Annotated in this window: 24 protein-coding genes and 1 pseudogene; 14 read left to right on the top strand and 11 right to left on the bottom strand. The window is 60.6% G+C overall.

The features are described from left to right. Position 1: 1 nt before the first annotated feature. From LOY54_RS20050 to LOY54_RS20030, 5 genes are all read left to right on the top strand, one after another. Complete coding sequence (locus tag LOY54_RS20050; protein ID WP_258607679.1) at positions 2–1237, top strand: hypothetical protein; 1236 nt, start codon at positions 2–4, stop codon at positions 1235–1237. Beyond that, entirely contained in the window at positions 1234–2529 is a 1296-nt protein-coding gene (locus LOY54_RS20045; protein WP_213603527.1) for a hypothetical protein, read from the top strand. Before LOY54_RS20050 ends, LOY54_RS20045 begins: the two co-directional genes overlap by 4 nt. A 58-nt stretch (positions 2530–2587) precedes the next feature. Further along, entirely contained in the window at positions 2588–3715 is a 1128-nt protein-coding gene (locus LOY54_RS20040; protein ID WP_258610740.1) for a glycosyltransferase family 4 protein, read from the top strand. 194 nt (positions 3716–3909) lie between these two features. Further along, the gene (locus LOY54_RS20035) at positions 3910–5283 is read left to right on the top strand and encodes an undecaprenyl-phosphate glucose phosphotransferase (protein WP_093387385.1); all 1374 of its coding nucleotides are present in this window, start codon (positions 3910–3912) and stop codon (positions 5281–5283) included. A gap of 26 nt (positions 5284–5309) precedes the next feature. Then, positions 5310–6548 (top strand): O-antigen ligase, encoded by a 1239-nt coding sequence (locus LOY54_RS20030; RefSeq protein ID WP_258607678.1) that lies wholly within the window; start codon positions 5310–5312, stop codon positions 6546–6548. Positions 6549–6625: 77 nt separating this feature from the next. Here the strand turns inward: LOY54_RS20030 and LOY54_RS20025 are convergent, their stop codons facing one another. Next, a complete protein-coding gene (locus LOY54_RS20025) occupies positions 6626–7930 on the bottom strand; it encodes a right-handed parallel beta-helix repeat-containing protein (RefSeq protein WP_258607677.1) in 1305 nt (434 codons plus the stop codon). 220 nt (positions 7931–8150) lie between these two features. Between LOY54_RS20025 and LOY54_RS20020 the strand changes: the two genes are divergently transcribed. Together LOY54_RS20020 and LOY54_RS20015 are read left to right on the top strand one after the other, a co-directional pair. Beyond that, a complete protein-coding gene (locus tag LOY54_RS20020; protein WP_045195325.1) occupies positions 8151–8465 on the top strand; it encodes a helix-hairpin-helix domain-containing protein in 315 nt (104 codons plus the stop codon). A gap of 151 nt (positions 8466–8616) precedes the next feature. Then, the gene (locus tag LOY54_RS20015) at positions 8617–9411 is read left to right on the top strand and encodes an SDR family oxidoreductase (RefSeq protein ID WP_093380462.1); all 795 of its coding nucleotides are present in this window, start codon (positions 8617–8619) and stop codon (positions 9409–9411) included. Positions 9412–9441: 30 nt separating this feature from the next. Here LOY54_RS20015 and LOY54_RS20010 read toward each other — a convergent pair whose 3' ends face one another. Further along, entirely contained in the window at positions 9442–9609 is a 168-nt protein-coding gene (locus tag LOY54_RS20010) for a DUF2897 family protein (protein WP_010224101.1), read from the bottom strand. A 179-nt stretch (positions 9610–9788) separates the two neighbouring features. Here LOY54_RS20010 and pyrF point away from each other — a divergent pair, with 179 nt between their 5' ends. Beyond that, the gene (gene pyrF, locus LOY54_RS20005) at positions 9789–10490 is read left to right on the top strand and encodes an orotidine-5'-phosphate decarboxylase (protein ID WP_038994059.1); all 702 of its coding nucleotides are present in this window, start codon (positions 9789–9791) and stop codon (positions 10488–10490) included. Here pyrF and LOY54_RS20000 read toward each other — a convergent pair. Next, positions 10480–11484: an NADP-dependent oxidoreductase gene (locus LOY54_RS20000; protein ID WP_258607676.1), complete on the bottom strand. Its 1005-nt coding sequence runs from the start codon at positions 11482–11484 to the stop codon at positions 10480–10482. The genes pyrF and LOY54_RS20000 overlap by 11 nt on opposite strands. Before the next feature lie 230 nt (positions 11485–11714). On the opposite strand from LOY54_RS20000, the gene LOY54_RS19995 reads away from it, so the two are divergent. After that, on the top strand, positions 11715–12476 hold the full coding sequence (locus LOY54_RS19995) for an SDR family oxidoreductase (protein ID WP_045195319.1): 762 nt from the start codon (positions 11715–11717) through the stop codon (positions 12474–12476). Here the strand turns inward: LOY54_RS19995 and LOY54_RS19990 are convergent. Next, complete coding sequence (locus LOY54_RS19990; protein ID WP_045195317.1) at positions 12469–13638, bottom strand: MFS transporter; 1170 nt, start codon at positions 13636–13638, stop codon at positions 12469–12471. The genes LOY54_RS19995 and LOY54_RS19990 overlap by 8 nt on opposite strands. 113 nt (positions 13639–13751) lie before the next feature. On the opposite strand from LOY54_RS19990, the gene LOY54_RS19985 reads away from it, so the two are divergent. The 3 genes and pseudogenes from LOY54_RS19985 (at position 13752) to LOY54_RS27705 (ending at position 17205) form a co-directional block, all read left to right on the top strand. Next, positions 13752–15149: a PLP-dependent aminotransferase family protein gene (locus LOY54_RS19985; protein WP_258610739.1), complete on the top strand. Its 1398-nt coding sequence runs from the start codon at positions 13752–13754 to the stop codon at positions 15147–15149. 85 nt (positions 15150–15234) lie between these two features. After that, positions 15235–16344: pseudogene (locus LOY54_RS27710) on the top strand (HAMP domain-containing protein); the annotation flags it as partial. Then, positions 16324–17205 carry a methyl-accepting chemotaxis protein gene (locus LOY54_RS27705; RefSeq protein WP_408980601.1) on the top strand — a complete coding sequence of 294 codons (882 nt, stop codon included), beginning with the start codon at positions 16324–16326 and terminating at the stop codon, positions 17203–17205. The pseudogene LOY54_RS27710 and the gene LOY54_RS27705, both read left to right, overlap by 21 nt. A 17-nt stretch (positions 17206–17222) precedes the next feature. On the opposite strand, the gene LOY54_RS19975 is transcribed toward LOY54_RS27705, so the two are convergent. Beyond that, positions 17223–18410, bottom strand: a complete 1188-nt coding sequence (locus LOY54_RS19975; protein ID WP_258607674.1) for a benzoate/H(+) symporter BenE family transporter — start codon at positions 18408–18410, stop codon at positions 17223–17225. Between the two features lie 147 nt (positions 18411–18557). Here LOY54_RS19975 and LOY54_RS19970 point away from each other — a divergent pair, with 147 nt between their 5' ends. Further along, positions 18558–19160 carry a glutathione S-transferase family protein gene (locus LOY54_RS19970; protein WP_045195312.1) on the top strand — a complete coding sequence of 201 codons (603 nt, stop codon included), beginning with the start codon at positions 18558–18560 and terminating at the stop codon, positions 19158–19160. Positions 19161–19164: 4 nt separating this feature from the next. Here LOY54_RS19970 and LOY54_RS19965 read toward each other — a convergent pair whose 3' ends face one another. The 5 genes from LOY54_RS19965 to LOY54_RS19945 all read right to left on the bottom strand — a co-directional run bounded on the left by LOY54_RS19965 (position 19165) and on the right by LOY54_RS19945 (position 21805). Beyond that, the gene (locus tag LOY54_RS19965) at positions 19165–19533 is read right to left on the bottom strand and encodes a glutathione S-transferase N-terminal domain-containing protein (protein ID WP_045195311.1); all 369 of its coding nucleotides are present in this window, start codon (positions 19531–19533) and stop codon (positions 19165–19167) included. 59 nt (positions 19534–19592) lie between these two features. Continuing rightward, the gene (folE, locus tag LOY54_RS19960) at positions 19593–20138 is read right to left on the bottom strand and encodes a GTP cyclohydrolase I FolE (RefSeq protein ID WP_045195310.1); all 546 of its coding nucleotides are present in this window, start codon (positions 20136–20138) and stop codon (positions 19593–19595) included. A gap of 69 nt (positions 20139–20207) precedes the next feature. Then, positions 20208–20765: a Smr/MutS family protein gene (locus LOY54_RS19955; RefSeq protein ID WP_038994072.1), complete on the bottom strand. Its 558-nt coding sequence runs from the start codon at positions 20763–20765 to the stop codon at positions 20208–20210. 52 nt (positions 20766–20817) lie between these two features. After that, positions 20818–21138 (bottom strand): hypothetical protein, encoded by a 321-nt coding sequence (locus tag LOY54_RS19950; RefSeq protein WP_045195308.1) that lies wholly within the window; start codon positions 21136–21138, stop codon positions 20818–20820. Positions 21139–21214: 76 nt separating this feature from the next. Continuing rightward, entirely contained in the window at positions 21215–21805 is a 591-nt protein-coding gene (locus tag LOY54_RS19945; RefSeq protein ID WP_045195307.1) for a cysteine hydrolase family protein, read from the bottom strand. Between the two features lie 189 nt (positions 21806–21994). On the opposite strand from LOY54_RS19945, the gene prmB reads away from it, so the two are divergent. After that, positions 21995–22903, top strand: a complete 909-nt coding sequence (gene prmB / locus LOY54_RS19940; protein WP_258607673.1) for a 50S ribosomal protein L3 N(5)-glutamine methyltransferase — start codon at positions 21995–21997, stop codon at positions 22901–22903. Positions 22904–22948: 45 nt separating this feature from the next. Here prmB and LOY54_RS19935 read toward each other — a convergent pair whose 3' ends face one another. Further along, complete coding sequence (locus LOY54_RS19935) at positions 22949–23746, bottom strand: hypothetical protein (RefSeq protein ID WP_045195305.1); 798 nt, start codon at positions 23744–23746, stop codon at positions 22949–22951. Positions 23747–23790 lie beyond the last annotated feature (44 nt).

The raw sequence follows: 23790 nt of genomic DNA, 5'->3' as shown, positions 1-23790 counted from the left end.
GTTGCTCATCCATGCCAAGCGCCTGCTGGTACAGGCAGGTCTTTTCGGGTTATCGAAATCAGCAGTGTTGTTCGCGCCGTTTCTCGCTGCCTGGACGTTGAGCAATGCCCAGTATGGTGCGGTTGAGTGGTGGCTATCAGTGTCGATGGCGTTGGGGCCGTTGCTTGCACTGGGCATGCATGGCGTCATCGCCTATGGCACCTTGAGTGGACCTTTAGCCAGTGGCGTACAAACTGCCACCGCGTATGTGCTTATCGCCTGCGCGACGGTCATGGCTGCGAGTTGGCTGGCATTTCATCTGGTCACGGAGCCATCGCTGGCTGCTGCCGCGGTTATCGGCTTGCAAAGTGCACTTGTCGTGCTGCAACTGGCAACCTCAGCCCGGCTTAAAGCGTTGGGCAAAGGCGCGGTGGCGTCGATATTCGAGAGTGCCCTGTATCTCACCCTGCTTTTTGGCTTGGCCTCACATTGGCTGGGTGTGGACTTCATGGCCTTCTATGTGCAGGTCATGGCGCTCTGTGGCGTGCTCATGATCGGGGTATTGCTCAAGGTCTCGCAACTGCCCGGGCGTGAGGCGCTGCGTTTGGGTGCGTTGCGTGGAGTATTTCGCCACAGCTACAAGTTCCTGCTGGGAGGGGTGTTGATGGGCGCGTTCATGGGCGGCCCGCGAATAGTGCTCGGGGTACTGGACACAGAAACCACCGTTGCGGCGTTTTCAATTGTATTTCGCTGGCTGTCCATTGCCATTGTCGTGCATCAATTTATCAACACTGTGTTCTTCCGGCGCGTCTATGGCAGCGTGGTCGCATTCAGAAGTACAGCGATCATGGCTTGCGTGACGCTGGTTGCCCTGGCTGCGGCCGTTATAGCGACAGTGCTCTGGTTTGTTCCCGGGGCCGAACTCGGCCTTCCCTGGCCGTTGCCGCAAGATCGCTGGTTGGTAAGTAGCATGGCGCTGGTCATGGTGCTCTGGGCGACCAGCGCAAGCCTTGAAGGCGTTTTGGCCAGTGCGGCACGACCGGGCTTGCAAACCCTGTGTGTCGCCGCGGGGATCAGTGTATTTGTGCTGTTTGTAGGCATTGGTTACCTGTTGCCGACTGTCAGCTTCACTGGGTTGATCACGCTGGCCTGGATCGCCGGATTTCTGATGATCGTGGGCATGCAACTGTATTGGGCAGTGAAACTGGAACTGTTCACCTTCAGGCTGGAGAACATATTGAAAGTGGGTTTGCGATGACGCCGTTGTTGATAAGGCTTGCGGTGTTTCCGCCCTACCGGATTTTTCTCTGGGGTGGCTTGTGCTGTCTGTTGATCTGGTTTTTTGCCCCGATTGACTACCTGTATGAAGCTGGCCCGTCTTCGCTCTTTATCCTCGTGGCCTATGTCTACCTGTTCTTCCTGGCCTTGTTTTTTTCGGCTGGCTTGACCCGGGCGAAAGTTCTGACGCTTGAATGTGATGCGCGCTCCATTGGCCGCCTGGTGTGGCTTGTTTATGGCCTTGGAAGCGTCGGTTTGGTGCTTCGGGTTATCGAACGGATCTTTATCCGGGCCGGCGGCAATATCAGTTCCGATTTTATGGAAAACCGCGAGCTGATTGCCACCGGTGGCTCGGGCAGCATTGCGCTGGTCGGTGCGGTTTTGTCTTCATTCTTTCTATTCTTACCCATCTTCATCTGCATGATGCGGGTGGCCGGCGCGCGCCGCTGGTATCACTTTCCGATGTTGTTCTGCTGCCTGTTGTTTGCCGTTTTCGACATGGTCCTGCAGGGCTCCAGAAGTGGACTGGTGGTGTTCATGGCGACTTCGTTGACCGCTGCACTGATGACCGGATATGTCAGGCTTTCCCTGCGCAACCTGTTGCTTGGCCTTGCACTGGCCGTTGCTTTTATCTGGCTGGGGGGCATGGTCTTCTGGATCCGTACCCAGCAAATGGGTCTGGATCCGGTAGCGTCAATGGAGCTTTCCGGTTATGCCCGATTTGCCCCGGCCAGCGCTCAGGTCGTGGAGTATCTGGGGCAGAACGACAGCTCGGGTCTGGCCGGACTGATTTATGCGCTGACCCACTTTTCTCAATACATCACCCACGGGTTGTACGAGTTTTTCTATCTGGCCTCGTTAGTTGATGGAGCCAGTACCTATGGGCTGCAGAGCTTCTACATTCCCGCCAAGATCATCATGTCGGCCCTGGGTAAAGGGGATATCGAGGAGGTGTTGATTGACGGTGTCATTCGCCCGGGTGTGTACACCACGTTGTTCGGGCCCGTGGTCTATGACTTTGGCATCTGGGGTGGGGCTCTGGCATGTCTGATCTTTGCCGTGGTGCTGGGGCTGGTAGCCAGGGCCGTGAGCCGTCAGGGTATCGCCTGGTTGCCGATGTACCTGATTTTTTGTTCGTTCTTGCCGTTCTTTCTGGTCGTCAATCTGTTTGTCAGTGGTATCGGGCAGTACGCAATGATTGCCGCAGTGCTCCTGGGATTGATACTCCGCGTGTTCTATTCAACGTTGTTCAAAGCGTCTGACGCGGTGTAACAGGCAGTCGCGGCAACACATTGATTTTTTGAAAATTTGCGATGGTGATGTAGTGAATATCAGGGTAGCGGTTGTTCATGATTGGCTGGTGACATTCGCAGGTGCAGAGAAGGTGTTGGCTGAAATTATCAGTCTCTGGCCTCAGGCAGATCTGTTCTCTGTGGTGGATTTCTTTTCTGACGCCGAGCGTAAAAAGATCGGTGGCAAAGTTGCCACGACGACCTTCATCCAGCGTCTTCCACAGGCCCGCAAGCGCTATCAACTGTACTTGCCGTTGATGCCACTGGCGATTGAACAACTGGACCTGTCGGGTTATGACCTGATCATCAGCAGCAGCCACGCGGTGGCCAAAGGGGTGATGACCGGCCCTGACCAGTTGCACATCTGTTATTGCCACTCACCGATCCGCTACGCCTGGGACCTGCAGAACCAGTACCTGATCGAGTCCAACAAGAGTGAAGGGCTCAAGGGCTGGCTGGCCCGTTACCTGCTGTTCAAAATTCGCAACTGGGACGCGCGCACGGCCAACAACGTCGAGCATTTCGTCTCCAACAGCAATTACATCGGCCGCCGTATCGGCAAGGTCTACAAACGTGAGGCGACCACCATCTACCCGGGGGTGGATGTTCAGGACTTTGCTTTCACGCCTGACAAGGAAGACTTCTACCTGACCGCTTCGCGCATGGTCCCCTATAAAAAAATGGACCTGATTGTCAGGGCCTTCAGTGCCATGCCCGACAAGAAACTGGTGGTGATCGGCGACGGGCCGCAGTTCGATAAAGTCAAACAGGCGGCAGGGCCTAATGTGCGGGTTCTGGGGTATCAGCCTTTCGAGGTCCTGCGTGACCATATGCAGCGGTGTCGGGCATTTGTGTTCGCTGCCGAGGAGGACTTTGGCATCACCCCGGTCGAAGCCCAGGCTTGCGGCACGCCGGTCATTGCCTTCGGTAAGGGCGGTGCCCTCGAAACCGTCGTCGAGGGGAAAACCGGGATGTTTTTCTATGAGCAGACCGAGGCTGCGATTTGTGCCGCCATCAGCCAGTTTGAAAGCGCTGGGGATTTTGATCCGGCAAGCATTCGTGCGCATGCCGAACAATTTGCTCCCGAGATTTTTCGAGAGAGGTTCAAGCGTTTTGTCGATGACAAGTGCCAGACGTTTTTCGCTGGCTGGCGACACCATCAATAACGTGTGATGAAAGCTGGTGCTGTCGGGAGCAGACCAGCAGCCAGTCAACTTCGGGTTGGCTGCATCGATGGCGATCATGGGCAAAGAACCCAGGCGCCATAGGGCAATAACAAGCAACATTTTTATAGGACTTCCGGGGCGCGGCCAAGAGGCCGTCAGGCTCCGGAATGGGGGAGGATGTGTAGGGTATGGAACTGATCAATCGTTATCAGCCCACGTTTTCAGAGCGCTATCCGGTACCGTTCGTTGTAGCGTTGCTGGATATGTTGATTGTTATTGTGGCCTCCTTGCTTGCCCACGATTATCGATTTACAACGTTTGACATGGCAGGGCGCTATAACACCACGACTTTGCTCATTGCGGCAGTCGTTGTGCTGTGTATTACCTTTGGCGGCGGCTATGGGTCGCAACGCGGCGTGTCCATCTGGCGGCAATTGGGCATCCTTCTGGCGTGCTGGTGTCTTGCTGCGGGTATCTTGTTGTCGCTGTCATTCTTCTTGAAAGTGTCGGGTAATTACTCGCGGATATGGTTTTCTTCGACCTTGATTCTGGGCGCAGTATTTAGCCTGTCGTTTCGTGTGATCGTTTATCTGGTCTTGCGCCAGCTGCGATCTTCGGGGATGAACCTGAAGTCTGTTTTGCTGGTAGACACCGGTGGTGAAACGGCACGGCGCCTGAACCGTACACGCAAGTTGAACGAGTTTGGCTTCAAGGTGGCGACGTCCTTCAACTATCGGGCAGACGAAAGCTGGTTGGCCGAGCTGGTCGAACAAGTTGAAAGGCATGGGGCTCATGAAGTCTGGCTGTGCTTGCCGCTTAGCGAGGGCGGCGGTATTCAGGCGGTAATGTACGCCTTGAGGCATCACACGGTGGCAGTACGCTTCATTCCGGAGTGGGGCGATATCCGCTTGCTCAATCATCGTGTCAGCTACATTGCCGGGCTGTATTCGCTGGACTTGAGCTGCAGTCCGATCGACGGGCCGGCGCAGATCGTCAAGCGCCTGGAAGATCTGGTGGTCGGCGGCCTGATCAGTCTGATGATCCTGCCGGTATGTGCCGTCATCGGCATTGTGGTCAAGCTCAGCTCGCCTGGCCCGATGTTGTTCAAGCAGTACCGCACCGGGATCAATGGGGTGCGCTTCAAGGTGTACAAGTTCCGTTCGATGGTCGTCCACGATGACAAGGACGTAACCCAGGCGACGCGCAACGATATGCGTGTGACCAAAGTGGGCGCGTTCTTGCGGCGCACCAGCCTTGACGAACTGCCACAGTTCTTCAATGTCCTTCAGGGGCGCATGTCTCTGGTCGGGCCACGTCCTCATGCACTGGTACATAACGAGTATTACAAGGACCTGGTCGAGTCTTATATGCAGCGGCACAAAGTCAAGCCGGGTATCACCGGTTGGGCTCAGGTCAGCGGTTTTCGTGGTGAAACCGACACCCTCGAGAAGATGCAGAAGCGGGTGGAGCATGATCTCTGGTACATCGATAACTGGTCGCTGTGGCTGGACCTGAAGATCATTGCCAGCACCGTGTTCAAGGGGTTCATCAACAAAAATGCGTTCTAGAAGGCGGTTTGATGTGAGTGCTGACCATGGGTAGCTACTGGAATGATGACAGTCGTTGGCGGTACCTGACAGGCTGGGTGTTGGCACTGGGCTTGTTCGTGCTGATCAGTGGCAAGGTATGGTTGACCTCAGGGAGCGCGCGTAACAGTCAGGTGTATTTCTTCTTGCTGTTGCCAGCCCTGATTTACCTGGTGGCCGTTGTCGCGACCAGAAGGGCCCGGCTGCCAGGTGTGTGTTATTGGGTGTGGGCGAGTTACCTGGTTTGGGTGGCGCTTTCCGGACTGTGGTCATCGGGCAGTGAAGTGGATGCCCTCGCGTTAGCCAAGCGCGGCCTATTTATAGCGTTGTTCATGGTCGCGGTACATATGCTTGTCGATAGTTCGCCTCAGGTGTTTCGCAGGGTGTTATCTGGTGCGGTGATCGTGGTTGCACTCGGTGCCTTGGCGACCCTGTACTTTCAGTTTTACTGGCTTGATCGCTCCTTTCACTACCGTGCTTTTCGGCTGGATCGACTGGGGATCGGTGAATTTGCCAATTACCGTTATCCTGTTGCCGCCGGGATGTTCCATGGTGCCATCGCCAGTTGGGCGTTTGCCCTCGCTGTTGATAGAACGGCGTCGCTACGCAAGGCCGTTGTCTGGATGCTGGTGTTTATGGTGCTTGCGGCCTATGTGCTCTTAACCTATGCACGAGGTGCGTGGATTGCGCTGGCGGCAAGTTGCTTGTTGGCAATCCTCCTCCAGCGCTCAAGGCTAGGGTGGTGGCTGTTTAGCGGGGGCCTGGCTGTCGGGCTGGTGGCTGCTCTTATCTGGAAAGATCACTTGCTAAACGAGCTTCTGACGCGCCGGCTTTCTGGTCGTAGCCCCATCTGGGAGTATTTTTTTTCGAGCATGTCAGGCTCATGGATCGCAGGCCATGGGCTCGGTACGCCCTTTGCTTACCATTGGCCGGACGGCAAGACAGTCTCACCCCATGCCCACAGCCTTTATCTACAGCAGGTGTATGACAGCGGGTTGGTTGCATTGGGGCTTTTATTGGCGGGACTCGGCTGCGTTATGAAAAAAGCCTGGAAAATGCGCCATGATCCATTGGTATGTCTGGCGTTGCCAGCGTTGTGCTATGCGCTGATTGTCATGCTTACAGACGTAGAAAGGATCTACACGCGGCCAGGGGATTACTGGACTATTGTCTGGCTGCCATTGGCGGTACTGCTTGCCGTTACCCAGCGGGGCAGAGGGCTTGAACGTTGCGCCAAGAACGACTGAAGTCAATGTGACTGTCGATATTGTTGGTATAAAAAGTCGCCCGCAGGCGACTTTTTTATACGCATGTACCGAACTACTTAAACTTCGCTGAAATGCAGTACTTGACCGCCTTTATCGCTTACAAACTTGCCGACTGTATTATTGGCGTGATGGAGTACCGTGCCTTCACCGGCAACCCGCACTGACGTCCCCTTGGTGTTGCCTTCACTGCAATGTTCCATCCAGACGGTGCGTACACCTTGAGCTCCGAAGTTCATCGGATGCGTCCCCAGACTTTCCTCGCAGTGCACGCCATACCACCAGGAGACGCCTTGGCTACCGGCGCCGGCACCGCTGTCGACGATATTAGGGCCAAACGATTTGCGAATGTCACAGCCCATGATGACGGCCAGCCCGCTATCATTCATCGATAAACCGCTTTGGCTGTTACGCGTGGAGCCGTATGTATCTACATCGCCGGCGTACCTAACCTTGGTATTGATAACGATGTGCTTGGGTTGGGTATCACCGCTTTTACGTGAGACCAAACCATGGTCGCGGTTACGATAGATTTCGCAGCCATCGAGAACAACATAGCCGCCTTCGTTGGCGATACCTGAACCCGGGGAATACCAGAACGCGCAGTTCTTGAAGACCGCCTTGGACACCAGGCCAGAGGCATTCAGTACCCACGGCAGGACACCGAGGAACAATAGGTTTTCGAAATAGGCTTCACCGCCTTGTACGCGCATTGTAGTAGTGCCGGGCTGGCGATACACAATGCCGAGGATATCTTTCAGTGCGTTGACATTAGTTGCAAGTTTTTTGCTGACATAGAGCGTGCGTTCTTTCTGATCAAAGAACCAGCCTTCCTCGCCAGCCTGTTCCAGGTCGGCGAACTCGTGCAGCGGCTTTGGCCGGGAGTATTCGTCCAGCACATTCGATACAGTAACGGCCCGTGGATCGGAGCCGGCCGGAATCAACGCGCGGTAAAACTTGCCGCCCTGGGCCCAGTCGAGCGCTTTGGGCTCAGGCCCCGGCGCGCGGATGACGGTCAGCTTGCTCAGGTCAAACGGGCCTTGGTTTGGATTGCTGGCGCCAATGAAACTGCGAGCACTGGCACCCGAGCCGTTGTCGATGCGGATCTGGAAAGGATCATGCGCGCCGGCTGCCAGCGACTCGGCATCGGCCGACGGCAGCATGGAAATCTTGTCCATGATCTTGGCCGCGTCTTTACTTACTGTAACGGTTCCATCGGCATTCAGGGCCAGCAAGTCAAACGGCAGCCAGTCCATGCCGGTTGGTGTTTTAAGTGCATTCGACGAACCCGAAACAATAACTTTCGTGGCGATCCCTGCCAGGGCAACCACGCCCAGGCCAACAATAAATTCCCTTCTACGCATTTGACTCCCCCTCACAAAGTGCGCGGGAGTTTACTACATCTGTTGTAGTGGGGCGCGTTTGCACAAGCGTTTGTGCTACAGCTACGCTCGAATACTGTTGAGACTTGTTTGGTAAAACAATCCGCTGTGGACACATTTGCGCCGACTCTCTTGCCGGTCTAGGTTTCGGTAGCAGCCAAGGAAATGCTGCTCTGCAAATTCATAGCCAAGGAGTTTCCCCATGCGCAACACCGTCCTGTCGTACCTCTTTCTGCCACTGTTTACTGCCGTCTCGCTTTCGGCAATGGCGGCGCAACCACAAGTCGAGCCGACGGCCGCCATGGTCACTTTGCCGGTTGCCAAGCTCGATTTGAACCAGGCCGATGCCACAACCCTGCAAACCACCCTGACCGGCATTGGCAAAACCAAAGCCGAAGCCATCGTCGCCTACCGTGATGAGCACGGCGCCTTCACCTCGGTGGATGAACTGCTCGAAATCAAGGGTATTGGCAAGGCACTGCTGGATCGCAATCGGGACAAGCTCACGGTCAATTGATCACCCACAGGGAAGGAGCCGGTCATTGACCGGCTTTTTCTTGGCTGTGCGATGCCTTTGGTCGGCTCGGGTTGATAAAATATTATGATCATAATATTTTTATCTGGCGCACTTGTTCCTCTCTTTCGTCGAGCCTTTGGAGATCACTGTCATGTCGAATTCTTCATTAACCACTACGGCACTGGTCACCGGTGCATCGTCAGGAATCGGTGCTGTCTACGCCGAGCGCCTGGCAGCACGCGGGCACGACCTGCTTCTGGTCGCACGGGACGGCCAACGCTTGCAGGCGCTGGCGAATGAGTTGCAGGCCCGTCATGGCGTAAGTGTCGAAGTGCTGACTGCGGACCTTGTCGAAGCCGCCGACCTTGCCCGGGTCGAGAAGCGTCTGCGTGACGACCACCGCATTGCGGTAGTGGTCAACAATGCTGGCATCGCCCTGCATGGCACCCTGGCGGAGGTTACCGCGCAACAGATCGATGCAGTGGTCGCACTCAACATCGTCGCTGTCACCCGCCTGGCTTCTGCTGCTGCGACACAGTTCGCCAACGCCGGCCGGGGGACCCTCATCAACATCGCTTCAGTCGTGGCCCTGGCGCCGGAAATGTTCAACGCCGTCTATAGCGCGAGCAAGGCCTATGTCCTGAGCCTGACCCAGACGCTGAGCGGTGAGTTGAAAGACAAGGGGATACAGGTTCAGGCTGTACTGCCCGGGGTGACCCGTACGGAAATCTTCGAGCGTTCAGGCCTTGACGTGAACCAGATCGACCCGCAGATGGTGATGGAAGTAGGGGAGATGGTTGACGCGGCACTGAGCGGGCTGGACCAGAACGAGCTGGTAACCATTCCTTCATTGCCGCAAGCGGCGGATTGGCAGGCGTACATCAAGGCGCGGGATGCGCTGGGGCCGAATCTTTCGCGCAGTTCGGCGGCGGCGCGCTACAAGTAACGCCGTGCGTTGCCGGGCCGTGCAGAAGGCTCAGCGGTCTTGCGCATCCTTGGCATCCATCTCGGCATTGCGCTCATGCACACGTTTGAGCTGCTCCTCGGTCAAGGGCAGCTTTTTCGCGGTATCGCGCAGCAACATCAGGCCACCGACGATGGAGCCGATTGCGAGCACCAGAATCAACCAGGCATACCAGGGCATGTAATTCTCCTTTTAAACAGCAAATGACACTGCTTCACTAAATTGGAGCCAAAGCATCATTCATTGGTTCAATTATAGGGGCAGGGGTGGGCCGCGGCCATTTCGCGATCATCGGCCCCCCACGGGCCGCCGCTTCGTTTACAATGCGCGCCGTTCAAGACTTGCCAAGAGACCCGCCCATGTCCGCCTGCCAGACGCCCATCATCGTCGCCCTGGATTTCCCTACCCGTGACGCCGCCCTGAAGCTGGCCGATCAGCTCGACCCCGCCCTGTGCCGGGTCAAGGTCGGCAAGGAGCTGTTCACCAGCAGCGCATCGGGCATTGTCGAAACCCTGGTCGAGAAGGGCTTCGAAGTGTTCCTCGACCTGAAGTTCCATGATATCCCCAACACCACCGCCATGGCCGTCAAGGCCGCCGCGGAGATGGGCGTGTGGATGGTCAACGTGCACTGCTCCGGTGGTCTGCGCATGATGTCGGCCTGCCGTGAGGTGCTGGCCCAGCGCAGCGGCCCGCAGCCGCTGCTGATCGGCGTGACGGTGCTGACCAGCATGGAGCGCGAAGACCTGGCCGGTATTGGCCTGGACATCGAGCCGCAGGAGCAGGTGCTACGCCTGGCGGCCCTGGCCGAGAAGGCCGGCATGGACGGCCTGGTGTGCTCGGCGCTGGAAGCGCCGGCACTGAAGGCTGCGCACCCGTCGCTGCAACTGGTGACCCCGGGCATTCGCCCGGCCGGCAGCGCCCAGGACGACCAGCGCCGCATCCTGACCCCGCGCCAGGCCCTGGATGCAGGCTCCGACTACCTGGTGATCGGTCGCCCGATCAGCCAGGCCGCCGACCCTGCCCAGGCGCTGGCAGCAGTGGTCGCCGAGATCAGGGCTTAAGCACCAGCTTGCCGAAATTTTCCCCGCTGAACAGCTTCAACAGTGTCTCGGGGAAGGTTTCCAGGCCTTCGACCACATCCTCCTTGCTCTTCACCTTGCCGGTTGCCAGCCAGCCGGCGATCTCCTGTGCCGCCTTACCGTAGTTGGCGGCATGGTCCATGACCACGAAGCCTTCCATGCGTGCACGGTTGACCAACAGTGACAGGTAGTTGGCCGGGCCCTTGACCGCCTGCTTGTTGTTGTACTGGCTGATGGCGCCACAGATGATCACTCGCGCCTTGAAGTTCAGACGGCTGAGCACGGCATCGAGAATCTCGCCGCCGACGTTGTCGAAAAACACATCGACGCCTTTCGGGCATTCGCGCTTGAGGCCTTCCAGGACGTCCTCTGCCTTGTAGTCGATGACCCCGTCAAAGCCCAGTTCATCTTTAAGGTACTGGCACTTTTCGCTGCCGCCGGCGAGACCCACTACACGACAGCCCTTGAGCCTGGCGATCTGCCCGGCAATGCTGCCGACCGCGCCCGCAGCACCGGAAATCACCACGGTATCGCCTTCTTTCGGGGTGCCGACGTCGAGCAGGGCGAAGTAGGCGGTCATGCCGGTCATGCCCAGCGCGGACAGGTAGCGCGGCAGCGGCGCCAGTTTCGGATCGATCTTGTAGAAGCCCTGGGGCTCGCCGACAAAATAGTCCTGGATACCCAGGGCGCCGTTGACGTGATCGCCGACGGCGTAGCCCGGGTGTTTCGAGGCAATCACCTCGCCGACGCCCAGGGCGCGCATCACCTGGCCCAGGGCCACTGGCGGGATATACGACTTGCCTTCGTTCATCCAGCCGCGCATGGCCGGGTCCAGGGATAGATACAGGTTTTTTACCAGGATCTGGCCTTCGCCAGGTTCGGCCACCGGCACCTGTTCGTAGCTGAAGTCGTCGCGGGTCACGGCGCCGGTCGGGCGTTTGGCGAGCAGGAAGCGGCGGTTGGTCTGGGCAGTCATGGCAAGGCTCTCGATTGAAGGGCAATGCTTGTTGATAGACCTTGTTTGGCCAGGCGGCAAGGTTTACCCGCCTGGCGAATGCAGGGTAATCCACTGCGCTGATTGATACTGGGGAAGACAATCACCCAGGCCGATAGTGCGCCAACCGGCGCCCTGATGATGCTGCCCAATGGCGCTAATCGCTGCCTAGACTCCTGATCACTGACCTCACTTTGTTGCAGGAGCTAGCGATGAGCATGCGTTTTTCTGGCCAGGTTGCCCTGGTCACCGGTGGTGCTGCGGGGATTGGCCGGGCGACGGCGCTGGCGTTTGCCGCCGAGGGGTTGAAAGTGGTGGTGGCCGACCTTGATGCCGTAGGTGGCGAAGGCACGGTCGAGCTGATCCGCAACAGCGGCGGCGAGGCGCTGTTCGTCAGTTGCAACGTCACCCGCGAGGCCGATGTGCGGCAGTTGATGGGGCGCACGGTCGAGGCTTACGGGCGCCTGGACTACGCCTTTAACAACGCCGGCATCGAGATCGAGCAGGGCCGCCTGGCCGAAGGCAGCGAGGCCGAGTTCGACGCGATCATGGGCGTCAACGTCAAGGGTGTGTGGTTGTGCATGAAGTACCAGTTGCCGTTGATGCTCGCCCAGGGCGGCGGCGCCATCGTCAATACGGCATCGGTGGCCGGCCTTGGCGCCGCGCCGAAGATGAGCATCTACAGCGCTTCCAAGCATGCGGTGATCGGCCTGAGCAAATCGGCGGCCATCGAGTACGCCAAGAAGAAGATTCGCGTCAACGCCGTGTGCCCGGCGGTGATCGATACCGACATGTTCCGCCGCGCCTATGAGGCCGACCCGCGCAAGGCCGAGTTCGCCGCCGCCATGCACCCGGTCGGGCGCATCGGCAAGGTCGAGGAGATCGCCAGTGCGGTGCTTTACCTGTGCAGCGATGGTGCGGCGTTTACAACGGGCCAGGCCCTGGCAGTCGATGGCGGCGCCACGGCTATTTGACGCCTGCCAGCGCAGGCAGAGCGAGCGCCTTGTGGCTGCGTGCCAGGGCCAGGCCCACCAGCAGGCAGCCAACCACTAACACCAGGCCGAACACCAGCAGGGCATTACCCGGGCCGAGGCGATCGACCAGCAGCCCGGTAAGGATGACTGGCAGGCTGAAGCCCATGTAGGCCAACAGGAAGAAGCCTGCGCTGGCGCGGGTTTTTTCCTCGCCCGCCAGGGTGTTCACCGCTGACAGCCCGCCCAGGTAAATAAAGCCATAACAGGCACTGCTGGCGGCGATGGTGCCCAGCAGCACTGCCGCCAGCGCGCCGCTGTCGGCGCCCCAGGCCAGCAGCGCGTAGCTGCAGGGCAAGATCACCAGGCCAATGGCCGTGGCCCGCACCGGCGCCAGGCGCTTGGCCAGGGGCTGGAACAACAACCCGCAACTGATCACGCAAAAGGTCGAGAACCCCGACCAGTTGGCCAGGCCATGCTGTTTGAGGATCGACGGCAGCAAGGCAATCACCAGGCCGACACAGGCCCAGGCCAGCAGAATTGCCAAACCGTAGGGCAGGCTGCCGGCCGGGTAGCAGGGCAGGCGCAACAGCGCGGCAGGTGGGGCCAGGCGCCGGTCGGGCAATTGCCATACCGCCAGCATCGCCAGGCAGGCCAGCGCCAGGTGCAGATAGAAGCTGCCCGGGGTCAGGCTTGGGCCATTGAGCAGGAACAGGCTGGTCAGCGCCGCGCCGAGGCCAAAGCCCAGCGAAGTGCTGGCGGTGACCCAGGTGGCGGCATGGCGGTTGTCGCCGCCGTGCATCAGTTCGCCCATGTAGGCAGTGCCGGTGGCCGACGCCAGCGCAGTGCCGATGCCCAGCAGCAGGCGCGCCAGGCCCAGGGTCTTTAGCCCCGGCGCCAAGAGCATGAGCAAGGTGGCAAGCATCGACAGGGCCAGGGCGATGAGGATCAGCGGCCGCCGCCCGACCCGGTCGGCCAGGCCACCGAGCAACAGCAGTACCGGGATTACCCCCAGCACATACCCGCAGAAGGCCATGGCCGTGGCCCCGGCGCCCTCACCGGAAAGCTCGGCGTAAGCGGTGTACAGCGGTGCCTGCAGGTTGACCGCAAAGGTGATCAGGCACAGGGCGAAGGCCAGGAGGGCGGGGTGGCGCGGGGTGGGCATGGTTCGGCTCCTTGTCGATGGGCCGACTATCCGGTGATCGCGTGGGCGTCACAAGGCACACTGGCGAGGGTTTTGTGGTTAACTGTTCGGATAAAATCAGCGAACACTTTGCCATGCACCTGAGCCTCGATCGCCACTCCTCCCGCCCGCTCGTGCAGCAACTGAGTGAGCAATTGCAGGCCTGGATCGAACACCAGCGCCTGCGCCCGGGTAGCCGCTTGCCGTCGATTCGCCAACTGGCCCGCGAGCAGGGTGTCAGCCAGTCCTGCGTGATCGAAGCCTACGACCGGTTGGTGGCGGCGGGCTGGCTGCAGGCGCGCCATGGCGCCGGATTCTTCGTCGCCGAACAGCGCCTGCAGGCGTCGCTGGTTGATCAGCCGATCCATGACGAGGCCTTCGACAGCCGCTGGCAGCAGTTCACCGATGACCCCGGCGAGTTGCTCAAGCTCTGCTGTGGCTGGGTACCTTCCAGCTGGCGCGCTACCGAAGCCATTGCCCAGGCGCTGCGCCAGGTCAGCCGCGGCGCGGTCGAGGACTTGATCGACTATTGTCCGCCGCTGGGCCTGGCCAGCCTGCGTACCCAGCTGCACAAGGGCCTGGGGCAGATCGGCATCGACGCCGCGCCCGAGCAGATCCTCACCACCCAGGGCGCCAGCCATGCCCTCGATTTGCTGGTGCGCACGTTGCTCAAGCCCGGCGACAAGGTGCTGGTGGAAAGCCCGGGCTACTACAACCTCTACAGCCTGTTGCGCCAGCATCACGTCGACATGCTCGAAGTGCCGCGTACTCCGCAGGGGCCTGATCTGCAGGTGCTCGAGGCGCTGCTCAAGCAGCACCGGCCACGTTGCCTGTACATCAACAGCCTGTACCAGAACCCCACCGGCAGCAGCCTGTCGCCCAAGGTCGCCTATCGCTTGCTGGAGCTGGCACGCGAACATGACCTGCTGATCATCGAGGACGACATCTACGCGGACTTTCAGGACGGTGCGGTGACGCGTCTGGCAACCCTGGACGCTGAACAGCGGGTGATTTACCTGGCGAGCTTTTCCAAGACCCTGAGCAGTTCGCTGCGGGTTGGCTACCTGGTGGCCAGGGCGGAACTGGTTGCGCGCCTGGCGGAAGCGAAAATGGTCAGTGGCCTGGGGACTTCGCGGTTTACCGAGCAGGTGGTGGCGCAAATGCTCGGCAACGGCAGCTACCGCAAAAGCACGGCGCGTCTGCGCCTGCGCCTGGCCCAGCACATGGCCAAGGCGCTGGGCCAACTGGAGGCCTATGGCTGGGAGGTGTTTACCGAGCCCTATGGCGGCATGTTCGTCTGGGCGCGCTGCCCGGGACGCAGTTTTGCCGAGCTCAGCCGCGAGGCCCAGGCCTGTTCGGTGCTGTTGGCGCCGGGCAGTGCCTTTGACCCCCAGGGCGCTGCCTGTGACTGGCTGCGGATTAATGTCGCCTATGCCCAGGACCAGCGCGCGCAGGCGTTCTTTCAGCGCGCCGGACGACCTCGGCAGTCCTGAAAACGACGCAACTGTAGCTTTTTGCCATTATTCCGACGCCGGGATCTTGTGCCGCTGGCCGTGCCATTGCCACTCTTGAGGCTTGATGCATTTGCGGGCAGCAGGGGGTAGTGCGATGAGTTCGGCCAAGCGTGGTTTTTTCGCCAACCTGGGCATGGCCCGCAAACTCGGGCTGGGCTTTGCCCTGGTGCTACTGCTGACGGCGGTGGTGGCGGCAGCGGGGGTTGCCGCCCTGCACGGCGTCGGGCAGCGCTTCGATGGCTTGAAGCAGATGGCGGCGCTCAATACCGCGCTGCTCGATACCCGCTTGCAGGAACAGGCATTCGCCCTGCGCTCCGATCCCAAGTCGGTAGACGCGGTGCACCAGCGCCTCGACGCCCTGCAAGAGCAAGCCCGGACGCTGGAGCAACTGAGCGGCGTCGAACAGGCGCTGAACGACTACCGCCAGGCCTTTGACCAGTTCGTCGAACTGACCCAGGCCAAGGAGCTGGCGCTGGACATGGCCAGCTGGTCGGTCTCAAGCGTGGCCAACAACCTGGATGTGCTGCAGTCCGGGCTCGCCGACGACGGCACCTATACCCTGAAGGACACCCAGGGCCAGCAGGGCGCCGAGTTCGTCGAGCAAGCCGGGCAGGTGGCACAAGTCGCACGGCTGATGCTGCAGGCCATGGACGAAGCGCGCGTGCGTCTTGAGCAGAATCGCAAGGGCGCCGACGATGCCCGCCAGGGCCGCATCGAACAGACCGAGCAGGCAGCAGCACTGGTCGAGCAATTGAAAACCGCGGTGACCGACGCTGGCTATCAGACCGTGCTCGGCGAGGTCAGCACGCACATCGCCAGTTTCACTGAAAAACTTGCTGAATACACCGACCTGCTTGGCCGTGAGCAGCAGCTCAAGCAGCAATTGCAAGCGCGTGCCGAACAGGTCACCCGCCAGGTCGACCAGGCCCGGATCGCTGAAGACCAGGCCATGCAAGGCGAACTGCAGCGCAATGCCGTGCTGATCCTTGGCGCTGCGCTGATGGCGCTGCTGGTCGGGGTGCTGGCGGCCTGGTTGATCACCCGTGCGGTGGTCGGGCCGTTGCGCCAGGTGATGGGCCGCGCCCAGCAGATAGCCGCCGGTGACCTGCGTGGTGAAATCAGTATCGATCGGCGTGATGAGGTCGGTCAGCTGATGCTGGCCATGCAGCAGATGGGCTCGGGCTTGAGCGCCATCGTCAGTGGCCTGCAAAACGGTATCGAACAACTGGCCAGCAACGCCCAGTCGCTGTCGGCAGTCACCGAGCAGACCAACCGCGAGGTCAACAGCCAAAAGGATGAGACCGAGCAGGTGGCTACCGCCATGCAGCAGATGACCGCTACCGTGCATGATGTTGCGCGCAACGCCGAAGAGGCTGCCCTGGCGGCGCAAACGGCGGACGACAAGGTCGAGAGCGGTCAGCAGGTGGTACGCCAGAGCATGCAGCGGATCGAGCAACTGGCAAGCTCTGCTGAATCAGCCAGCCAGAGCATCGACAACCTCAGCAGCGAAGTGCAGAACATCGGCCAGGTACTTGAAGTGATCAAGAGCGTCGCCGAACAGACCAACCTGCTGGCGCTCAATGCCGCCATCGAGGCCGCGCGGGCCGGCGAGCAGGGCCGCGGTTTTGCCGTGGTCGCCGACGAGGTGCGGGCACTGGCCCGGCGTACCCAGCAATCGACCGAGGAGATCGAGCGCCTGGTCAGCAGCTTGCGCAGCGGTGCCCAGGCCTCGGTGGCGCAGATCCAGGGCAGTGCCGAGCTGGTCAAGCTGGCCGTCAGCGATGCCCTGCACACCGAAAGCGCCCTAGGCAGCATTGCCGCGGCAGTGTCATTGATCCAGCAGATGAACCAGCAGATTGCCGCAGCGGCGCAGCAGCAGAGCTCGGTAGCCGAGGAGATCAACCGCAGCGTCACCCAGATCCGCAGCAGCGCCGATCAGTCGGCGCTGGCCATGCAGGGCAATGCCAGCTCAAGTATCGAGCTGGCGCAGTTGGGCAATGACTTGAAGGGGATGGTCGGGCATTTTCGCCTGTAGGAGCGGCGTCCCTACGACTATTTACGCCAGTTGAGAATCATCAAGGTCAGCACCCCGGCGACGATCCCCCAGAATGCCGAACCGATCGAGAACAGGGTAAAGCCAGAGGCGGTGACCATGAAGGTGATCAGCGCCGCCTCGCGCTCCCTGGCCTCGTTCATCGCCACGGTCAGGCCATTCATGATCGAGCCGAACAATGCCAGGGCGGCAATCGACAGCACCAGCTCCTTGGGCAGGGCGGCGAACAGCGCCGCCAGGGTGGCGCCGAAGACCCCGGCGATGCCGTAGAAAATCCCGCACCAGACGGCCGCGGTGTAGCGTTTGCTGGAGTCTTCATGGGCATGCGGGCCGGTGCAGATCGCTGCACTGATGGCGGCCAGGTTGACGCCGTGGGAGCCGAACGGTGCCAGCAGCAATGAAGCCAGGCCGGTCACCGTGATCAACGGCGAGGCCGGCACCTGGTAGCCGTCGGCGCGCAGCACGGCGACACCGGGCATGTTCTGCGAGGTCATGGCCACCACGAACAGCGGAATGCCAATGCTGATGGTCGCCGCCAGAGAGAAACTCGGCGTGGTCCACACCGGGGTGGCCACTTCCAGGCTGAAACCGCTGAAATCCAGCAGGCCCATGGCCCCGGACAGCACCGTGCCGACTACCAACGCTGCCAATACCGAGTAGCGCGGCGAAACGCGCTTGATCAACAGGTAGCTGAAGAACATGCCCAGCACCAGCGCGGTCCGATGCTGGGCGGCAATGAAAATCTCGCTGCCGATCTTGAACAGGATCCCGGCCAGCAATGCCGAGGCCAGCGAGGCCGGAATGCGTTTGACCAGGCGCTCGAAACTGCCGGTCATGCCGCAGATCACCACCAGCACCGCGCAGGTGACATAGGCACCGATCGCTTCGCCGTAGCTGACCCCGCCCAGGCTGGTGATCAGCAGTGCCGCGCCGGGGGTCGACCAGGCGACAGTGATCGGGGTGCGATAGCGCAGCGACAGGCCGATACTGCACACCGCCATGCCGATCGACAGCGCCCAGATCCACGACGAGATCTGCCCCGTGGTCAAGCCGGCAGCCTGGCCGGCCTGGAACATCAGCACCAGGGAGCTGGTATAACCGGTGAGCATGGCGATGAAGCCGGCCACCACCGCAGACGGCGAGGAGTCGGCCAAAGGGCGCAATTGCGCAGACGTGGCGTCGGGCATGGGGGCATTCCTTGTTCTGGATGTAAGCAGTTTTTTCAGACTACCGTGCGTACTGTTGATCTTTGCCATACAGCAGGCATTGCAATTAGCCGTACAGTCGCCAACTATGGGCGCGGGTTCGATTCAGCATTACGAAGAGGGGGAGCGATGTACAAGGTTTACGGCGACTACCAGTCGGGCAACTGCTACAAGATCAAGCTCATGTTGCACCTGCTCGACCTGCCTTATGAATGGCATTCGGTGGATATCCTCAAGGGCGAGACGGAAACCCCTGAGTTCCTGACCATGAACCCCAATGGCAAGGTGCCGGTGCTGGAACTCGAGGATGGCACCTACCTGTGGGAGTCCAACGCGATTCTCAACTTCCTCGCCGATGGTAGCGAGTTCCTGCCCACCGAACCGCGCTTGCGCACCCAGGTGCTGCAATGGCAGTTCTTCGAGCAGTACAGCCATGAGCCGTACATCGCCGTGGCACGCTTCATCCAGTTTTACCTGGGGCTGCCGCAAGAGCGGCTGGAGGAGTACAAGACCCTGCACAAAGGCGGCTACAAGGCCCTGCGGGTGATGGAGAAGCAACTGCAGCTAACGCCTTACCTGGTGGGTGATCGCTATTCGATCGCCGACGTCGCGCTGTACGCCTACACCCATGTCGCCCACCAGGGCGGTTTTGACCTCGACGGCTACCCTGGCATCCAGGCATGGCTGGAGCGTGTGGCCAGCCATCCCCGTCATGTGACCATGCTCGGTTGAGCGATCAGGCGGCAAAACGCTTGTTGAGGTAGTCGATGATCACCTTGGATTCATACATCCAGGTGGTCTTGCCGTCTTCCTCGATACGCAGGCACGGCACCTTGATCTTGCCGCCTTCGGCAAGCAGGGCCTGGCGATCCTGTTGGTTGTTCTTGGCATCGCGCAGTGCCACCGGTACGTTCAGGCGGTGCAGGGTGCGGCGGGTTTTCACGCAGAACGGGCAGGCATGAAACTGGTACAGGCTCAGGCCCTTGGCCTGTTGCTCGACCAGGGCCTGGGCGGCCGGGTCGCGCTTGAGCTTGGCCGGGCGGCTGATCCAGTCACCGAACACAATCAACTGGCCGAGGCCCACACGCAGTGCTTTGACGATCATGGCAACTCCAAAGGATAAAAAAAGCCGACCACGAAAGGTCGGCTTGCAGTCTGGCCCGATTACTTGATCAGGCTGAGAAACTCGCTGCGGGTCGCGGCGTTTTCGCGGAATTCGCCGAGCATCACCGAAGTGATCATGGTCGAGTTCTGTTTTTCCACACCGCGCATCATCATGCACATGTGTTTGGCCTCGATGACCACGGCAACGCCCAGGGCGCCGGTGACCTGCTGGATCGCTTCGGCGACCTGGCGGCTGAGGTTTTCCTGAATCTGCAGGCGGCGTGCGTACATGTCGACGATCCGCGCCACCTTCGACAGGCCCAGGACCTTGCCGTCAGGGATGTAGGCCACGTGGGCCTTGCCGATGAACGGCAGCATGTGGTGTTCGCACAGCGAGTACAGCTCGATGTCCTTGACCAGGACCATTTCGCTGTTATCGGAGCTGAACAGGGCGCCGTTAGTCACTTCTTCCAGGGTTTGCTCATAACCGCGGCAAAGGTACTGCATGGCCTTCGCAGCCCGCTTGGGCGTGTCGAGCAGGCCCTCGCGGGAGACATCCTCGCCAAGCTGGCCAAGGATCGCGGTGTAGTTCTGTTCCAGGGACATGGATCTACCTGTGGGATTTATCGCAAACGCGAAGGGTACGGCGGTGACGGCGGCGCTGCAAGTACGGCGTTACTCGTCACGGCCTTCGAGCATGGTTCGCTTGAGCATGACATACACCGCGCCAGTACCGCCATGGCGGGCCTGACATGAGGTAAAACCGAGCACTTGAGGGTGCTGGCGCAGCCAGGTGTTGACGTGGCTCTTGATCATCGGTCGCTTGCCATCCAGGCGCACTGCCTTGCCGTGGGTGACGCGCACGCAGCGCACTTCGAAGCGGGTGGCTTCGGCAAGGAAGGCCCACAGGGTTTCCCGGGCCTTTTCGACGGTCATGCCGTGCAGGTCGAGGCTGCCTTCGAAGCCGATCTGGCCGAGCTTGAGCTTGCGCATCTGGCTTTCCTGGACGCCGTCACGGCTCCAGTGCAGATCGTCTTCGGGGCCGACATCAATCACAAACTGGTCCGACAGGCCATCGACCACGGTCTGGTCGCTACGGACCGTCGCGGCCTGGCGCAGGCTTGCCAGTTTCTTGCGGTCGGCCTTGGGTTTGCCGACTTCGGCGCGATCATGGGTGATCGGCTTGACGCCGCGCATCTCGCTTTTGAACAGGGAAAAATCGTCGTCTTGCATGTAAGCCTCCGCCAGGGCGGCGTAGTTTACGCGACTCCCCCAAAGCGTGCAGTCAATCGTGTTTTTTCATCAGGTGCGGTGACAGGTTGAGCTCGCGGCTGCGGCGCAGGCGCAAGCGGCTGCGGCGCCAGAACCACACACCCAGGTACAGCAGCAACAGGCCAAGGCCCAGCAGGACGCTGGCGCCGGCCGGGTTGGCGTTGAGCTCGCCCAGAGCAGCGGGGTGGCCCAGCAGGCTGGCGGCGCCGGCCATGGCCAGCAGCACGCCGGCGGTTGCCAGCAACGCCGAAAACGCCGCCGCCAGGCGCATGCCCCAGTTACGGGGCGTGCGTGGGCGCAAGCGTTTGGCATCAAAACCATCGGATATTTTCATTCCGATTTCCTCTATGGATATCCGGCGTTGGACCGAAAAGCCTTGAGGTGGTTCCGCCCGGCTGCCGGGCGGTCGCTCAGATCAGGCTGGTGGTTGGTGCCACGCAGGCAAAGTTGTCGGCCATGATCGCCATCTCGCTCTGCTGGATCTGCGCGGCTGCAATCACGCCGTCCTTGAACGGCAGGTCGCGGGTGGCGCAGGCATCCTCGATCAGGGTGCAGCGGTAACCGTAGTCTTTGGCCCGGCGCACGGTGGTACTGACGCTGGAGTGGCTCATGAAGCCGCAGACGATCAGGTCCAGGTGCCCGTACTTTTGCAGGGTCTCGTGCAGGGTGGTGTTCTTGAAGGCATTGGGCATGCGCTTTTCGATGATTACTTCATCGCCCACAGGCTCCAGGCCCGGGATGAATTCGCCGCGTGGGCCCTGCGGGTCGAACATGCCGCCGACGGTACCCAGGTGACGCACGTGGATGATCGGGCGCCCGGCCTTGCGGGCCGCCTCGAGCATTTTAGCGATGTTGGCCACGGCCGCGTCCATGCCCGAGAGCGCCAGGGGACCGCTGAGGTACTCCTTTTGCGCATCGATAATCACCAGGCTGGCGTTGTTCAGCTTGGCCGGCGGATAGCCGCGGCCGCTGAGGTGGAACATCGTCGTTGGAACAGACATCAAGGGCTCCTTTGGATAGGGCTTTTACCCTATTGTCCCCTGCCTGAGCAGTTATGTGAATCGCTTCGCGTACAAGCAGCGTCGTTAGTGGCCTGCAGCCACCCTGGCGATATCCTTACAGGTTGTTTTTGCCGATCATTTCTTTTGCCGGGCTGTTAGAATCGCAGGTCGTCTTTCAAGGAGTCTGTTGTGATCACTTCTCGCTTGCGCACCCTGCGCGATCATATCCGTTGGGCCGTCAGCCGTTTCCACGAGCATGGCCTGTTTTTCGGTCATGGCGCCGACAACGCCTGGGATGAAGCGCGGCTGCTGGTGCTGGGCTCGGTGCACCTGCCCTGGGAAGTCGCCGATGCCTACCTGGACTGCCAGCTGGAAGACGACGAGCTGGTCAACCTGCAGCGCATGCTCAAGCGCCGCATCGAAGACCGCGTGCCGACCGCCTACCTGCTGGGCGAGGCGTGGTTCTGCGGCTTGTCGTTCATCGTCGACGAGCGCGTGCTGATTCCGCGCTCACCGATCGGCGAACTGATCGAAAAACGCTTCGAACCGTGGCTGGCCAGCGAACCTGCGCGCATCCTCGACCTGTGCACCGGCTCCGGCTGCATCGGCATCGTCAGCGCCGAAGTGTTCCCCGAGGCTGAAGTGGTGCTGGCCGACCTGTCGTTCGAGGCACTGGAAGTCGCCAACCAGAACATCGAGCGCCATGGCCTGGAAGAGCGTGTGTATACAGTGCAGGGCGACGGTTTTGCCGGCCTGCCGGGTCAGCGTTTCGACCTGATCCTGTCCAACCCGCCGTACGTCGATGCCGAAGACTTTGCCGACATGCCCGCGGAATATCACCACGAGCCGGAGCTGGGCCTGGCCTGCGGTAACGACGGCCTGGACCTGGTGCGACGGATGCTGGCTGAAGCGGCCGATCACCTGACCGACAAAGGGTTGCTGATTGTCGAGGTGGGCAACAGCCAGGTGCATGTCGAGGCGTTGTACCCGGAGGTGGATTTCGCCTGGCTGGAATTCGAGCGCGGCGGCCACGGGGTGTTCATGCTCACGGCTGAGCAGTGCCGCCAGCACCAGGGGCTGTTTGCCTCGAAGGTGTAGGCACCAAGCCCGCTCCTGTAGGAGCGGGCTTGCCCCGCGATAGATTCAGCGGTGAGTCGCGATCCAGATCAACAACCCCGCCTGAAACACCGCAAAGGCCACCAGGCAAGTGATGGTAAAACGCAGCCCGCTGTCTTCACGGCGGTACTTGCTGACTCGCTCGTCACGCTCGCGCAGTTGCGCCTCTTTTTCCTGCAAGGTCTGCTCGGCCTGTTGCAGCATCTGCGCGGCATCGAGGATCTCGACCCGCTGCACCTTGTCAGTGTTCCAGCCGCCCTTGAGCTCGCCAACCTGGACATCGACGAAGCGCCCCTTCAGGTGCTGGGCATCGGCGTACTCGACCTCCAGGCCATGGCTGCGCAGCACATGGTCGCGGCGCAGGCGAGTGTCTTCGTTGAGCGCATCCTTGCTTGGCAGGGCCGCACCTTCGACCCGGTAGTGCGGCCACTTGCGCTGCGCCCACTGCACCGCCTGGTTGAGCAGAAAGCGCCCCAGGCCGCGGTTCAGCGGCTCGATCTGCAAGCCGGTGTCGGGCGTGAAGGTCACATGCTTTTCTTCATGGTCGACCCACACATCGAGGTGGTTCTGTTCCTTGCGCACTTTTTGCGCCGGCAGCTGGATGGCCATGCGCAGCAGGCTGGTCTGCTTGCTGTGGCGTTCGGCATAACCGTACTGGACAAAGCGCAGCGGCCGCGCACCGCTGTTGCGGTCGGTCGGCAACGGCGCCAGGCGCAGCATCTGGAAATGTTCGGGGGTAACATCGGCCCAGGGCAGGGGGGCAACTTCCGCTGCTGCCTGCTCGGCAGTCGTCTCGGCGGTGTCCTGGGGGGCGGCTTCGGTCATCACGGCAATCCTCATGTGCGCAGCGGGCTGGTCGCATTGACGAT

Source organism: Pseudomonas sp. B21-032 (genome assembly GCF_024748965.1).
Classification (GTDB): domain Bacteria; phylum Pseudomonadota; class Gammaproteobacteria; order Pseudomonadales; family Pseudomonadaceae; genus Aquipseudomonas.
This window is presented reverse-complemented; position numbering and strand designations above follow the sequence as displayed.

Coding starts and splice junctions, on each gene's coding strand:
- LOY54_RS20045 (WP_213603527.1), top strand. CDS start 1,234: ATGACGCCGTTGTTGATAAGGCTTGCGGTGTTTCCGCCCTACCGGATT.
- LOY54_RS20030 (WP_258607678.1), top strand. CDS start 5,310: ATGGGTAGCTACTGGAATGATGACAGTCGTTGGCGGTACCTGACAGGC.
- LOY54_RS20025 (WP_258607677.1), bottom strand. CDS start 7,930: ATGCGTAGAAGGGAATTTATTGTTGGCCTGGGCGTGGTTGCCCTGGCA.
- LOY54_RS20020 (WP_045195325.1), top strand. CDS start 8,151: ATGCGCAACACCGTCCTGTCGTACCTCTTTCTGCCACTGTTTACTGCC.
- LOY54_RS20015 (WP_093380462.1), top strand. CDS start 8,617: ATGTCGAATTCTTCATTAACCACTACGGCACTGGTCACCGGTGCATCG.
- LOY54_RS20010 (WP_010224101.1), bottom strand. CDS start 9,609: ATGCCCTGGTATGCCTGGTTGATTCTGGTGCTCGCAATCGGCTCCATC.
- pyrF (WP_038994059.1), top strand. CDS start 9,789: ATGTCCGCCTGCCAGACGCCCATCATCGTCGCCCTGGATTTCCCTACC.
- LOY54_RS20000 (WP_258607676.1), bottom strand. CDS start 11,484: ATGACTGCCCAGACCAACCGCCGCTTCCTGCTCGCCAAACGCCCGACC.
- LOY54_RS19995 (WP_045195319.1), top strand. CDS start 11,715: ATGAGCATGCGTTTTTCTGGCCAGGTTGCCCTGGTCACCGGTGGTGCT.
- LOY54_RS19990 (WP_045195317.1), bottom strand. CDS start 13,638: ATGCCCACCCCGCGCCACCCCGCCCTCCTGGCCTTCGCCCTGTGCCTG.
- LOY54_RS19985 (WP_258610739.1), top strand. CDS start 13,752: ATGCACCTGAGCCTCGATCGCCACTCCTCCCGCCCGCTCGTGCAGCAA.
- LOY54_RS27705 (WP_408980601.1), top strand. CDS start 16,324: ATGCTGGCCATGCAGCAGATGGGCTCGGGCTTGAGCGCCATCGTCAGT.
- LOY54_RS19975 (WP_258607674.1), bottom strand. CDS start 18,410: ATGCCCGACGCCACGTCTGCGCAATTGCGCCCTTTGGCCGACTCCTCG.
- LOY54_RS19970 (WP_045195312.1), top strand. CDS start 18,558: ATGTACAAGGTTTACGGCGACTACCAGTCGGGCAACTGCTACAAGATC.
- LOY54_RS19965 (WP_045195311.1), bottom strand. CDS start 19,533: ATGATCGTCAAAGCACTGCGTGTGGGCCTCGGCCAGTTGATTGTGTTC.
- folE (WP_045195310.1), bottom strand. CDS start 20,138: ATGTCCCTGGAACAGAACTACACCGCGATCCTTGGCCAGCTTGGCGAG.
- LOY54_RS19955 (WP_038994072.1), bottom strand. CDS start 20,765: ATGCAAGACGACGATTTTTCCCTGTTCAAAAGCGAGATGCGCGGCGTC.
- LOY54_RS19950 (WP_045195308.1), bottom strand. CDS start 21,138: ATGAAAATATCCGATGGTTTTGATGCCAAACGCTTGCGCCCACGCACG.
- LOY54_RS19945 (WP_045195307.1), bottom strand. CDS start 21,805: ATGTCTGTTCCAACGACGATGTTCCACCTCAGCGGCCGCGGCTATCCG.
- LOY54_RS19935 (WP_045195305.1), bottom strand. CDS start 23,746: ATGACCGAAGCCGCCCCCCAGGACACCGCCGAGACGACTGCCGAGCAG.